At 62.6% G+C, this 12,577-nt stretch carries 11 protein-coding genes; 7 read left to right on the top strand and 4 right to left on the bottom strand.

The window, feature by feature from the left end:
- Positions 1 to 26 precede the first annotated feature (26 nt).
- Complete coding sequence (gene yjjJ, locus ACJ8IN_RS03455) at positions 27 to 1,370, top strand: type II toxin-antitoxin system HipA family toxin YjjJ (protein WP_049213065.1); 1,344 nt, start codon at positions 27 to 29, stop codon at positions 1,368 to 1,370.
- A 1-nt stretch (position 1,371) separates the two neighbouring features.
- Here the strand turns inward: yjjJ and ACJ8IN_RS03450 are convergent, their stop codons facing one another.
- Positions 1,372 to 2,055: a YtjB family periplasmic protein gene (locus tag ACJ8IN_RS03450; RefSeq protein ID WP_033637029.1), complete on the bottom strand. Its 684-nt coding sequence runs from the start codon at positions 2,053 to 2,055 to the stop codon at positions 1,372 to 1,374.
- 110 nt (positions 2,056 to 2,165) lie between these two features.
- Between ACJ8IN_RS03450 and serB the strand changes: the two genes are divergently transcribed.
- From serB to ACJ8IN_RS03430, 4 genes are all read left to right on the top strand, one after another.
- Entirely contained in the window at positions 2,166 to 3,143 is a 978-nt protein-coding gene (gene serB / locus ACJ8IN_RS03445; RefSeq protein WP_041037833.1) for a phosphoserine phosphatase, read from the top strand.
- 19 nt (positions 3,144 to 3,162) lie between these two features.
- Positions 3,163 to 4,548, top strand: a complete 1,386-nt coding sequence (radA, locus tag ACJ8IN_RS03440) for a DNA repair protein RadA (protein WP_025159617.1) — start codon at positions 3,163 to 3,165, stop codon at positions 4,546 to 4,548.
- Between the two features lie 58 nt (positions 4,549 to 4,606).
- Positions 4,607 to 5,881 carry a multifunctional transcriptional regulator/nicotinamide-nucleotide adenylyltransferase/ribosylnicotinamide kinase NadR gene (nadR, locus tag ACJ8IN_RS03435; protein ID WP_060423293.1) on the top strand — a complete coding sequence of 425 codons (1,275 nt, stop codon included), beginning with the start codon at positions 4,607 to 4,609 and terminating at the stop codon, positions 5,879 to 5,881.
- 132 nt (positions 5,882 to 6,013) lie between these two features.
- Positions 6,014 to 7,447, top strand: a complete 1,434-nt coding sequence (locus ACJ8IN_RS03430) for a glycosyltransferase family 39 protein (protein WP_060423296.1) — start codon at positions 6,014 to 6,016, stop codon at positions 7,445 to 7,447.
- Between the two features lie 31 nt (positions 7,448 to 7,478).
- Here ACJ8IN_RS03430 and ACJ8IN_RS03425 read toward each other — a convergent pair whose 3' ends face one another.
- The gene (locus tag ACJ8IN_RS03425; RefSeq protein ID WP_047569390.1) at positions 7,479 to 8,480 is read right to left on the bottom strand and encodes a zinc-binding alcohol dehydrogenase family protein; all 1,002 of its coding nucleotides are present in this window, start codon (positions 8,478 to 8,480) and stop codon (positions 7,479 to 7,481) included.
- A 97-nt stretch (positions 8,481 to 8,577) separates the two neighbouring features.
- On the opposite strand from ACJ8IN_RS03425, the gene ACJ8IN_RS03420 reads away from it, so the two are divergent.
- Complete coding sequence (locus ACJ8IN_RS03420) at positions 8,578 to 9,489, top strand: LysR family transcriptional regulator (protein ID WP_060427236.1); 912 nt, start codon at positions 8,578 to 8,580, stop codon at positions 9,487 to 9,489.
- 41 nt (positions 9,490 to 9,530) lie between these two features.
- Here ACJ8IN_RS03420 and ACJ8IN_RS03415 read toward each other — a convergent pair whose 3' ends face one another.
- Together ACJ8IN_RS03415 and ACJ8IN_RS03410 are read right to left on the bottom strand one after the other, a co-directional pair.
- The gene (locus ACJ8IN_RS03415; RefSeq protein ID WP_308325412.1) at positions 9,531 to 10,526 is read right to left on the bottom strand and encodes an NADP-dependent oxidoreductase; all 996 of its coding nucleotides are present in this window, start codon (positions 10,524 to 10,526) and stop codon (positions 9,531 to 9,533) included.
- A gap of 13 nt (positions 10,527 to 10,539) precedes the next feature.
- Complete coding sequence (locus tag ACJ8IN_RS03410; RefSeq protein ID WP_308325413.1) at positions 10,540 to 11,508, bottom strand: SDR family NAD(P)-dependent oxidoreductase; 969 nt, start codon at positions 11,506 to 11,508, stop codon at positions 10,540 to 10,542.
- Positions 11,509 to 11,671: 163 nt separating this feature from the next.
- Here ACJ8IN_RS03410 and ACJ8IN_RS03405 point away from each other — a divergent pair, with 163 nt between their 5' ends.
- The gene (locus ACJ8IN_RS03405; protein WP_161725373.1) at positions 11,672 to 12,577 is read left to right on the top strand and encodes an AraC family transcriptional regulator; all 906 of its coding nucleotides are present in this window, start codon (positions 11,672 to 11,674) and stop codon (positions 12,575 to 12,577) included.

The raw sequence follows: 12,577 nt of genomic DNA, 5'->3' as shown, positions 1-12,577 counted from the left end.
AATCTATTCACCAATCTATTCATCCGATGCTCACCGTTGAACAAGTTTTGCGTCATGGGCCGGCTACGGCTCGTCAACTGACAGAAGCGTTAGGCATCAGCCAGCCGACGCTATCGCGCCGTCTCCGTGAACTGGCGGGCGCCGTATTGATCCTCGGTAAAGGTAAGGCGACGCGCTATGCGTTGCGGCGCGGGATCGGCGGTGAGAGGCAGTTTCCGCTATATCGGGTTGATGAACGGGGTAAGGCGCACCTGTTTGCCACGCTTTGCCCGCTGTATCCTGCCGATAACTGTGCGGTGTGCGATGAGCGCAGCGGAGAGTGGCAGCTCTATGACGGCATGCCATGGTATTTGAACGACCTACGGCCGATTGGCTTTCTCGGGCGAGCCTGGGGAAAAGCAGCGGCGCGCGAGTTGAATTTGCCGGAGGATGTGCGGCGATGGGATGAAGGTCAACGCTTGTTGGCGCTCTGCCGTTATGGCGAAGACATGACCGGCGATCTGTTGCCTGGTGCCGACAGCTATCAGCGTTGGTTAATGCGGGATACAGCCGTCGCCATCACGGTGGAAGATAAAATCGAGCGTTACGCCGCATTGTCTGTCCAGGCGCTGGCCGGGGAGCTGGTAGGCTCTTCCGCCGGTGGCGAGCAACCCAAGTTTGCCGCCTATGCTGAGCTGGCGCCAGGGCGCCGTGCGCATGTTTTGGTGAAGTTCAGCCTGGCGCCGACGCATGTCATTGCACAGCGCTGGAGCGATTTGCTGATCGCCGAGTCGCTGGCGTTGCAGACGGTCGCCGCTGCGGGATTGCCTGCCGCATCGGCGCAAATCCTGTTCGGTGCTGACCGACAATGCTTTTTAGAGATCGAGCGCTTTGATCGCATCGGTGAAGAAGGGAGGGTAGCGATGGTGTCGCTGGAGGCGCTGGATGCCGAGTTCAGCGGCAGCGGCCACGCCAACTGGGTCGTGGCCGCCGAGCGGTTATTGCAGCAAGGGGTGATCGATCACTCAGTCTACCAACGGGTTGCCCTGTATTGGGCCTTTGGCCGGTTGATCGCCAACAGCGATATGCACCAAGGCAACCTGTCGTTCTTGCGGATAACCCAGCGGCCGGTCATGTTGGCGCCTTTGTATGATATGTTGCCGATGGCTTTTGCCCCGGCAAGCAGCGGTAATCTGCGCCACGACGCGCTGGAGATCCGCTTGAGCAACGAGGTGAGCGGCGCCGTCTGGCGGCAAGCGGAGCTATTGGCTCTCGAGTTCTGGCGGCGAACGGCGCAACATGACGACATCAGCGAGGCGTTTCGGGCGATTGCCGAGCAAATGTTGGTGCAACTGCAGAAGCTGCACGAGCGCATTCAGCGCCTGGCCTGAGTTACCCCTTCTTCGGCGCTTCCTGTTTTGCCTCAGGCGCATCCTCTTCGTCGTCTTCCACCGTATTGCCTTCTGCCAACGGCGTGTTGGCGGTCAACAGGTACGGTGACTGCTGCCAGCGGCTGCGGCGGTGTTGCAATAGGGTGCGCGCCAGAATGATGCCGATCGCCAGCGCCAGCAGGATCATCAGGCGCAGCAGGTTGGTGGTGTTGTCCACCTGCTTGGATTCGGTCGCCAGCACGTGGGTGTCGAGGGTGATGCGGATAAAGCCGATCGGGCCGTCTTTGCCCTGAATGGATTCGACCAACTGGTGGTTGAAGTAGCTGCCGGCGCGCTTGCCGTCGAGCGACAGCCGATCGCGTATACTTATCTGCTCCCCGGCGTGGGAGACCAGCGTGCCGTCCAGCTGATACACGCTGACGTCGAGAATGCGGCTGTGATCGGTGAGCTGCTTGAGGATGGCGTCGATGCGCGGGTTGTTGCCGTCGTCGTCCAGCAGCGGCGCCAGGCTGTAGGCGACCTGTTTGGTCAGCGTCTGCGCCAGCTCTTCGACCTGTTCGGATCGCGCCATTTGGTGACTCAAGCTAAAATAAGAGGCACCCTGCATCAGAAGCACCAGCAAAGCCAGGCAAATCAGGATAATAGCGGTACGGTGCAGGCGAAATTTCAGTTTAGCGCGAGCCATGCAGGTTCCTTGGGCATCGGGGACACTTTATGTTGCCAGAACCGCTGGCGATAGGATAGCTTGATGCGTCGTTTTATCATGCAGCGTTTTTGTCCATTCAGGAGTCAATGATGTCAAACAGTCTGACCTATTGCGATCTTCCGGCGGAGATCTCTCAATGGCCGGGTCTTCCCCTTTCGCTCAGCGGCGACGAAGTGATGCCGCTGGACTACCGGGCGGGCAATACCGGGTGGCTGTTATACGGCAGAAAGCTGGACAAGGCGCGCATTACACAATTCCAACGCAAGCTGGGCGCGGCGATGGTGATCGTCACCGCCTGGGGCGTGGACGACTATCAGGTGGTGCGCCTGGCGGGCACCTTGACGCCGCGCGCCAAGCTGCTGGCGGCGGAAAGCGGGCTGGACGTGGCGCCGCTCGGCAAGATCCCGCACCTGCGCACGCCGGGGCTGCTGGTGATGGACATGGATTCGACGGCGATCGAGATCGAGTGCATCGACGAGATCGCCAAACTGGCGGGCGTCGGCGAACAGGTGGCGGAAGTCACCGAACGCGCGATGCGCGGCGAGCTGGACTTTACCGCCAGCCTGCGCCAGCGCGTCGGCACGCTGAAAGGAGCCGACGCCAACATCCTCAAGCAGGTGCGCGACGAGCTGCCGCTGATGCCGGGGCTGACCAGCCTGGTGGGCAAGCTGCAGGCGATGGGCTGGCATGTGGCGATCGCTTCCGGCGGCTTCACCTACTACGCCGAATACCTGCGCAACCGGCTGCGGCTGGTGGCAGCGGCGGCCAATGAGCTGGAGATCCGCGACGGCAAGCTGACCGGCCAAGTGCTGGGGCCGGTGGTGGACGCGCAGTTCAAAGCCGATACGCTGCTGCGGCTGGCGGAGAAGCTGGAGATCCCGCTGGCGCAGACCGTGGCCATCGGCGACGGCGCCAACGATTTGAAAATGATGCAGGCGGCGGGGTTGGGCATCGCCTACCACGCCAAGCCGAAAGTGTATGAAAAAGCGCAGGTGGCGATCCGGCATGCGGATCTGATGGGCGTGCTGTGCATTCTCACCGGCAGCCTGAAACACGAAGTGCGATAACGAAAGATTGAGGTAAGACGTGGCAAAAGCGGCAAAACGGGCATTTGTGTGCAATGAGTGCGGGGCGGACTATCCGCGTTGGCAGGGGCAGTGCAGCGCCTGTCATGCCTGGAACACCATCACGGAAGTGCGTTTGGCCGCGTCGCCCGCAGCGGCGCGCAACGATCGCCTCAGCGGCTATGCCGGCGACGCCGGCGTCAGCAAGGTGCAGAAGCTGTCGGAAATCAGCCTTGAGGCGCTGCCGCGCTTCACCACCGGCTTTCTCGAGTTCGATCGCGTGCTGGGCGGCGGCGTGGTGCCCGGCAGCGCCATTCTGATCGGCGGCAACCCCGGCGCCGGCAAGAGCACCCTGTTGCTGCAGGTGCTGTGCAAACTGTCCGAGCAGATGAAAACCCTGTACGTCACCGGCGAGGAGTCGCTGCAGCAGGTGGCGATGCGCGCTCATCGGCTGGGGCTGCCGACCGGCGGCCTGAACATGCTGTCGGAAACCAGCATCGAGCAGATCTGCCTGATCGCCGAGCAGGAACAGCCGAAGCTGATGGTGATCGACTCGATCCAGGTGATGCACATGGCGGACATTCAGTCTTCGCCGGGCAGCGTGGCCCAGGTGCGCGAAACCGCCGCCTACCTGACGCGCTTCGCCAAGACGCGCGGCGTGGCGATCGTCATGGTCGGCCACGTCACCAAAGACGGCTCGCTGGCCGGGCCGAAAGTGCTGGAACACTGCATCGACTGTTCGGTGCTGCTGGACGGCGACGCCGATTCCCGCTTCCGCACCCTGCGCAGCCACAAGAACCGCTTCGGCGCGGTCAACGAGCTGGGGGTGTTCGCCATGACCGAACAGGGGCTGCGCGAAGTCAGCAACCCTTCGGCGATCTTCCTCAGCCGCGGCGATGAAGTCACTTCCGGCAGTTCGGTGATGGTGGTGTGGGAAGGCACCCGGCCGCTGCTGGTGGAGATCCAGGCGCTGGTGGATCACTCGATGATGTCCAACCCGCGCCGCGTGGCGGTGGGCCTGGAGCAGAACCGGTTGGCGATCCTGCTGGCGGTGCTGCACCGGCACGGCGGGCTGCAGATGTCGGATCAGGACGTGTTCGTCAACGTGGTCGGCGGGGTGAAGGTCAGCGAGACCAGCGCCGATCTGGCGCTGCTGATGTCGTTGGTCTCGAGCCTGCGCGATCGGCCGCTGCCGAACGATCTGGTGGTGTTCGGCGAAGTGGGGCTGGCGGGAGAAATCCGTCCGGTGCCGAGCGGCCAGGAGCGCATCTCCGAAGCGGCCAAGCACGGTTTCAAGCGCGCCATCGTGCCGCACGGCAACATGCCGAAGAAGCCGCCGGCCAACATGCAGGTGTTTGGAGTCAAGAAGCTGGCGGACGCGCTCGACGTGCTGGAAGAGTTTTATTAATGTCGCCGACGGCGAGTAAGATATGCTATTTTGTTTAGCATACTAAACGGAGGTGGCCATGCCGCAATTTGATTACCTGAAGACGTCCATTAAGCAAAAGGGCTGTACTTTGCAGCAGGTGGCGGATGCCAGCGGCATGACCAAGGGCTATCTGAGCCAGCTGTTGAACGACAAAATCAAAAGCCCGAGCGCGCAAAAGCTCGAGGCGCTGCACCGTTTTCTCGGGCTGGAGTTCCCGCGTAAAGAGGTCAAAGTCGGCGTGGTGTTTGGTAAATTTTACCCGCTGCACACCGGCCACATCTATCTGATCCAGCGCGCCTGCAGCCAGGTGGACGAACTTCACGTTATCTTGTGCCACGACGAACCGCGCGACCGCGAGCTGTTCGAGAACAGTTCGATGTCGCAACAGCCAACGGTCAGCGATCGCCTGCGCTGGCTGCTGCAGACCTTCAAGTACCAGAAAAACATCCATATCCACTCGTTCGACGAGCAGGGCATCGAACCCTATCCGCACGGCTGGAACGTGTGGAGCGACGGCATGAAGGCCTTTATGGAACAGAAGGGCATCGTGCCGAGCTTCATCTATTCCAGCGAAGCGCAGGATGCGCCGCGCTACCGCGAGCATCTGGGCATCGAAACCATCTTGGTCGATCCCGAGCGTTCGTTCATGAACATCAGCGGCAATCAGATCCGCCAGGATCCGTTCCGCTATTGGGACTATATCCCGACCGAGGTGAAGCCGTTTTTCGTACGCACCGTGGCGATCCTCGGCGGCGAGTCGAGCGGCAAGTCGACGCTGGTCAACAAGCTGGCCAACATCTTCAACACCACCAGCGCCTGGGAATATGGCCGCGATTACGTGTTTTCGCACCTGGGCGGCGACGAGATGGCGCTGCAGTACTCCGACTACGACAAAATCGCTCTCGGGCAGGCGCAATACGTGGATTTCGCGGTCAAGTACGCCAACAAGGTGGCGTTTATCGATACCGATTTCGTTACCACCCAGGCGTTTTGCAAAAAGTATGAGGGGCGTGAACACCCCTTCGTGCAGGCGCTGATCGACGAATACCGTTTCGATCTGGTGATCCTGCTGGAAAACAACACGCCGTGGGTGGCGGACGGCCTGCGCAGCCTCGGCAGCACCGCCGATCGCCTGGCGTTCCAGCGCCTGTTGGAGGAGATGTTGCGCGCCAACAACATCGAGTATGTGCACGTTGAATCCAGCGATTACGAAGAGCGTTTCCTGCGCTGCGTCGAGCTGGTGCAGCAGCTGCTGGCGGCGGACGCCGGCCGGTTGGCGAATGCGCCCGCCCATCGCCACGCCGCAGGCTGAGAAAATTAGCGGAATGTGCGGTCGCGGCGGCAGAAACGCCTCTGTGGCGCACATTTAACGGCTTGTTTAAACATGGTTCATTCGGTAGCGACTAGGTTAAGATTTTCTTTACAATAACGCTCAGAAGAAGACATGTCTTATCGCTTACTCGCTCTCTGGTTGATCTGCTATGCCGCAGCCTGGACGCTGCTGACCGTTCATCTCGATCCCACCCTGCCTTACGACGCCGTCGAGGCGCTCAACTGGGGCCTCAACGCCGAGTGGGGCTCACCGAAAAATCCTTGGCTGGTCGGTGCGGCGATGCAGCCGGCGATCTGGCTCCCGTGGCTGCCGCTGAACCTGTACTGGTATGGCGGGCACTTTATCGCCATCGCCATCGGCATGTTGGGCGTCTGGCTATTGGCGCGCCGCCTGAGCGGCAGCACCTCGCTGGCCTGGATGGCGCTGCTGACGCTCAATCTGTCCGGCATCATCAATTTCGACATCATTCCCTACAACGACAATTACCTGTTGGTGATGCTGTGGCCGTGGATGGCGCTGTTCTTCCACCTGGCGATCTCGCGTTCGGCCAACTGGTGGCCGGCTTTCGCATTGGTGGCCGGTCTGGCGATGATGGCGAAATACTCGACCTTCGCCTTCGTCTATTTCGCGGCGCTGTCGACGCTGTTCGTACCGCAGATCCGCCGTTGCTATCGCCAGCCGCAGTTCTATCTGGCGGTGGCGATCTGGTTGGCGCTGGTGCTGCCGAACCTGTTCTGGCTGTGGAACCATGACTTCGCCGCCTTCAAGTGGGTGGATTCGCAGATCAAGATGCAGCTCAACCTCGATATGCTGCAGTCGCTGCTGTTGGTGTTCTATCCGTCGCTGGCGCTGTGGGTGATCCTGCGGCGCAGCGGGGCGCTGCTGGCCTGGCCAGCGGCGTTGCCGATGCGGGTGTTGCTGTGGGTCTACCTGTTGCCGCTCGGCATCATTACCTTCTGGTTCTCTTTCAACGTCGGCGGCCGGCTGACCGAGTGGCTGCAGCCGTTCTTCATGCTGGCGCCCGCGCTGCTGGTCGGCTGCGTGCGCCAGCCGCCGGTGCGTTCGCTGCGCGCGGCGACCATCGGGCTGATGTGCGCGGCGCTGGCGGTCTATCTGGGGTATGCCGCGGTGATGCTGGGCAACGTGCGCAACGCTGGCCAGAAAATGGTGGGTATCAAGGCGTTCAGCGTCGGAGTGGAGCGGCTGTGGCAGGAGCGGTATGGCGTCAGCCTGCGCTACGTCGGCGGCGAATACCTGTCGCAGTGGATGACGGTGTACGCCGGCTCCCGGCCGCAGACCATTACGCGCTGGTCCAATCATACGCGGCCGAATATCTACAACGTCAACATCAGCTATCCGCAGATTGCGCAGCACGGCGTCGCTCTGTTCGGGCGGTTGGGTGAAGACTGCGCGCACAGCGACTTCGGCGGCGAGCTGGCCCACTGGCCGAAGATGCGCCTCGATTGGCAGCAGACGCTGACGTTCCGCGCCGATCCGCATGCCGACGAGCAAGCGCTGTGCGTCGGCTTCGTTCGTCCGCAGTAACGGCGGCGCAAAACGCCGCCGCGATTCAGGCTTAGTAAGCGATAACCAGCTTGCCTTGCATATGGCCGCCGAGCAGCTGTCGATGCGCGGCGGTCAGCGTTTCTACCGACAGCCCGTGCAGAGTTTCGCTCAGCGTGGTGCTCAGCTTGCCCTCGTCCAGCAGCTGCGCCACCTGTTGGAGGATCTGGCCCTGCTGCGCGATGTCTGGGGTGGTGAACATGCTGCGGGTGAACATGAATTCCCAGTGCAGCGCGGCGCTCTTCAGCTTCAGCGCGTTTTGATCCAACGGCTGCGCGTTCTCGACGATGGTGCAGATATGGCCCAGCGGCGCGACCAGCTCGGCCATCGCCGGCCAGTGGCCGTCGGTATCGTTCAGGCACAGGATGTAATCCACCTGCTCGATGCCGTGCTGCGCCAGCTCGCCCTTCAGATCGCGGTAGTCCACCACCAGATCGGCGCCGCGCTCACGGCACCAGGCGGCGGATTCCGGCCTTGAGGCGGTGGCGATCACTTTCACCTTGCTGCGCAGCGCGGCCAGCGGAATGGCCAGCGAGCCGACGCCGCCGGCGCCGCCGATGATCAGCAGCGTCTTGTTCTCCGGCGCGTCCTGAATGTTCAGGTGTTCGAACAGCGCTTCCCAGGCGGTGAGGGCGGTGAGCGGCAGGGCGGCGGACTCGGCCCAGTTCAGGCTGCGCGGCTTGTGCGCGGCGATGCGTGAGTCGATCAACTGGTGGCTGCTGTTGCTGCCGGGGCGGGTGATGTCGCCGGCGTACCACACTTCATCGCCGGGCTTGAAGCCGCTGACGCCGCTGCCCACGTCTACCACCACGCCGCTGGCGTCCCAGCCGAGGATGCGCGGCTGCTGCAGGCCGCTCTTTTGCAGACCGGCGTGCACTTTGGTGTCCACCGGGTTGACCGACGCCGCTTTCACTGCCACCAGCAGATCGTACTGGCCGGGAACCGGCATCTCCGGTGATATTTCGATGAAACCGGCGGGGTTCTGCGGGTCTACGGCAATGGCTTTTATCGACATGATTGTGCTCCTTTTAAATGATGTCCCCAGTGTAGACCCGCGGCAGTGGGGTGATAAGATGGACAATATCTAACGGAGTGTTCGTTTAAGGTAAACAATGGAATTCAAACAGCTGCAGGACATGGCGCTGTTCGCGCTGGTGGCGGAGTGCGGCAGCTTCACCGCCGCCGCGCAGCGCGTCGGGTTGCCGAAGTCCAGCGTCAGCCAGCGCATCAGCCAGCTCGAACAGACGCTGGGGCTGCGCTTGCTCAATCGCACCACGCGCCAGCTGAACCTGACCTTCGCCGGTGAGCGCTATCTGGAACATTGTCAGGCGATGATGTCCGCCGCGGAACGCGCCGATCTGGCGTTGCAGCGGCTGCGCGATAACCCGAGCGGCCGCCTGCGCATTTCAACGCCCGCCGGGCTGGGGGCGACCCTGGTGGCGCGGCTGGCGGCGGATTTTCAGCGCCAATACCCGGACGTTACGCTGGAGGTGTCGGTGTCCGACGCCATGGTGGATCTGGTGCAGGAAGGCTTCGACGCCGCGCTGCGCACCGGCAAGCCGCAGGATTCTTCGCTGATCGGTCGCCGTCTCGGGTATGCGCCGCGCTATCTGTTGGCCGCGCCGTCTTATCTGGCGCAGCATCCGCCGATCGAACACCCGCAGCAACTGCAACAGCATCGCTGCATTGCCCACCGCGCCTGGACGGCCTGGAACCTGCGCTGCGGCGACGACTACTACCGTTGGCAGCTGCCGCTGGCGCACACCACCGACAACCTGCTGTATGCGCGTGAATGCGCTATCGCCGGCGCGGGGATCACGCTGTTGCCGGCGTTTCTCAGCCGCGAGGTGGTGGCGCAGAAGCTGTTGGTGGAAGTCTTGCCGGCGTGGCGCGCGGAGGGCAACGAGCTGTATCTGGTTTACCCGAGCCGCAAACTGAATTCCCCGGCTCTGGCCTGCTTCATCGATGTGGTGCTGCAGCATCCGGCGTTCGACGACTACGCCCGCGAGCTGCCGCGGGAATAGGAACCAAGGAAGCCCAGGCCGCTCCTGGGTTAAACAAGATATTACGTCACTTGCACGATGCGCTTTCCTGTGTTCTCCCCCGCCAGCAGGCCAACCAGGGCCGCGGGCAGCAGCTCAAAACCGGCGATCAGATCTTCGATGACCGCTAATTTCTCCTCCGCGACCCAGGCCGTGAGTGCCGTCAGCGCCTGTTCTTGTCGGTGAAGGAAGTCGGCCAACAGGAACCCCCGCATCGTCAAGCTGTTGACGATCAGCAAACCGGGGATCCCGGCCGGCGCGGCCGGTGGGGAGGCCGTATCGTACTGCGACACCGCGCCGCAGCAAACAATGCGCCCCTGTTTCGCCATGTGCGGCAGGCAGGCCGCCAAAATATCGCCGCCGACGTTGTCGAACAGCACGTCAATGCCGTTGGGGCACGAGCGGCGCAGGCCGTCATGCAGATTCCCCGCCTTATAATCTATCGCCGCATCGAAACCCAGCCTGTCCGTCAGCAGAGCCGTTTTGGCGGCGCCGCCGGCAATGCCCACCGTGCGGCAGCCGTGGAGCCGGGCGATTTGTCCGGCGAACATGCCTACCGCCCCCGCGGCGGCGGAAATGACGACGGTTTCACCGGCCTTGGGGCGTCCGCATTCCAGCAGGCCGAAGTAAGCGGTGAGTCCGGGCACGCCGTAAACGCTGAGCAAGTGCGTATGCGGAACGATGTCCGGCTGTTTGAGCGCCTCAGCCGCCGGCAGGGCCGTGAAGGTTTGCCAGCCGGTTTCCGCCAACACGATATCGCCGGCGGCCAGCAGGGGAGAGCGCGACGTGACGACTTCGGCCAGCGTCTTCGCGGCCATGATGTCTCCTGGCTGCAATCCGGAACGGTAGGTGACGCCCTGCATCCAGGCTCTGCTGGCCGCATCCAAAGGCACGTAAAGCGTGCGCAACAGAACCTCTCCGGGGCCGGGGATCGGCATCGGGGTCTCGCGAGTCTGAAAACAATCGACGGTCAGCTTTCCCTGTGGGAGTTTGCCGAGGATGATTTGGCGATTCTGCATAGGGGGCTCCTGTTTAAATCTTGCCGAAGATGTCGATGCCGGTGAGTTGCGCCGACAATTCCCACAGGCGTTGGGCCTGTTCAGGATCGACGGCGTAGCTTTTTACGCCGCTGAAGGAAAGGCCCTCGTCATCGTTGCGCCGGGCGATATCGCAGTCTTCGCAATACAATCCGCCAAGGCCATTGAGTTGAGGCGATGTCGCCGCCCACACCTGGGTTGCCGCACCCTGTTGCGGCGTTTTCAGCATTTCCGGGTGGGCGGGTTTGCCGTCGGCGTCGATCCAGTCCAATGCGAGCATCTCTTCCTGCGAGAGGTAACGCTGCAGTGGCGTGGGGATCATGCCGGGATGCAGCGTGAAGGCGCGTACACCGGCGGCTCGTCCTCGTTTGTCGAGGTGCACGGCGAATAACGCATTAGCGGTTTTCGACTGGCCGTAGGCCCGCCACTTGTCATAGCCGCTGTGAAACTGCACGTCATTCCAGCGTATGGCGCTGGCATGGTGGCCGGAAGAGGAGATGACGACAACGCGGGCGCCGCCCGCCAAAGCCGGCCAGAGGTGGTTCACCAGCGCGTAATGCCCCAGGTGGTTGATCGCGAATTGTGCCTCCCAGCCTGGGCCGATGCGGGTTTCAGGACAGGCCATGATGCCGGCGCCGCAGATCACCATATCGAGGTGGACGCCGGTCGCCAGAAGATGTTGCGTGAACTCTCTGATGTTGTTCAGATCGGCCAAATCAAGCTCATAAATGTCGACGTTGCTGATACCGGCGAGGGCCAGACGAGTGCGGGCGATTACGGGAGCGCGGGCGGCGACAATCACCTGTGCTCCCGCCTGCGTCAATGCGCGAGTCGTTTCCAACCCCAGGCCGGAATGGCCGCCGGTGACCAGCGCCGTCATGCCGGCCAGTCGACGATCTTTGAGCACGTCGGCGGCGGTGGCGGTGGCGTTGAAGCCAGAGCCGATGGGCGTTTGTTTGTTCATTGGGGATTCCTCGCTGTGGTTGGCTGTGACACAGGGAGTGTAAATCGGCGCTATCCGGCGGATGAATGCAACAAAAACCTAATTTCTGTCGCCATCGTCCTAAAGTCTTCGACCAGCGCATCGCGCGGGTTATGCTCTTGCAAGATCTTTATGGGGAGAGGATATGGATCCTTTATCGGAAGTGCTGGCGCCACTGAACAGCCAGAATGCGTTTTTCGGCGGCCTGAAGGCCGGCGGCGACTGGGCCGTTCATTTTCCCGCTCCGCAAGGCGGGAAGTTCAACGCGGTGGTGCGCGGCGGCTGTTGGTTGGCGGCGGAAGGGCTGGCAGAACCGCTGTGGCTGGCAGCCGGCGACTGTTTACTGCTGACTCGCAGCCTGCCGTTGACCGTCGGCAGCGACTTGTCTCTTCCGGCGCTCGACGCCGACGCGCTTTATCTGCAGGCGCAAAACGGCGTGGCGCGCTGCGGCGAGGGGGACACGTGCCTGTTTATCGGCGGCCGTTTTAGCTTTGGCGAGGAGGTGGAGCGGCTGTTCGGCAGCCTGCCCGCGTTGATGGTGATCCGCGGGGGCACGGAAGAGGCAGCCGTGCTGCAATGGGCGCTGCAGCGGCTGGCGGATGAGCTGGTGAGGCCTTCGCCGGGCAGTACGTTGATGGCGCATCATCTTGGGCAAATCATGTTGACCCAGGCGCTGCGGATTTACCTGATGGGGGAGGAGAGTGCGGCGTCCGGCTGGCTACCCGCTTTGTTCGATCCGCGCATCGGCGCCGCGATGCAGGCGGTACATGCCGATCCGGCCCGGCGCTGGACGGTGGCGGCGTTGGCCGACGCGGCGAGCGTTTCCCGTTCGACGTTGGCGCTGCGCTTCAAGCAGAAAGCCGGCATGGCGCCGCTCGAGTACGTGTCGCGCTGGCGCATGCTGCTGGCGGCGCGGGCGCTGCGTACCGGCGGCGAACCGGTCTCCGCTATCGCGCAGCGTTTGGGGTACGATTCCGACAGCGCTTTCAGCCACGCGTTCAAACGCGTGATGGCGTGCTCACCGCGTGACTATCGCCGGGCGCAGGCGTAA

Origin of the sequence: Serratia sp. CY31944 (genome assembly GCF_052169175.1) — a bacterium.
GTDB lineage: Bacteria > Pseudomonadota > Gammaproteobacteria > Enterobacterales > Enterobacteriaceae > Serratia > Serratia sarumanii.
This window is presented reverse-complemented; position numbering and strand designations above follow the sequence as displayed.

Coding starts and splice junctions, on each gene's coding strand:
- serB (WP_041037833.1), top strand. CDS start 2,166: ATGTCAAACAGTCTGACCTATTGCGATCTTCCGGCGGAGATCTCTCAA.
- nadR (WP_060423293.1), top strand. CDS start 4,607: ATGCCGCAATTTGATTACCTGAAGACGTCCATTAAGCAAAAGGGCTGT.
- ACJ8IN_RS03450 (WP_033637029.1), bottom strand. CDS start 2,055: ATGGCTCGCGCTAAACTGAAATTTCGCCTGCACCGTACCGCTATTATC.
- ACJ8IN_RS03405 (WP_161725373.1), top strand. CDS start 11,672: ATGGATCCTTTATCGGAAGTGCTGGCGCCACTGAACAGCCAGAATGCG.
- ACJ8IN_RS03430 (WP_060423296.1), top strand. CDS start 6,014: ATGTCTTATCGCTTACTCGCTCTCTGGTTGATCTGCTATGCCGCAGCC.
- ACJ8IN_RS03415 (WP_308325412.1), bottom strand. CDS start 10,526: ATGCAGAATCGCCAAATCATCCTCGGCAAACTCCCACAGGGAAAGCTG.
- ACJ8IN_RS03425 (WP_047569390.1), bottom strand. CDS start 8,480: ATGTCGATAAAAGCCATTGCCGTAGACCCGCAGAACCCCGCCGGTTTC.
- ACJ8IN_RS03420 (WP_060427236.1), top strand. CDS start 8,578: ATGGAATTCAAACAGCTGCAGGACATGGCGCTGTTCGCGCTGGTGGCG.
- yjjJ (WP_049213065.1), top strand. CDS start 27: ATGCTCACCGTTGAACAAGTTTTGCGTCATGGGCCGGCTACGGCTCGT.
- ACJ8IN_RS03410 (WP_308325413.1), bottom strand. CDS start 11,508: ATGAACAAACAAACGCCCATCGGCTCTGGCTTCAACGCCACCGCCACC.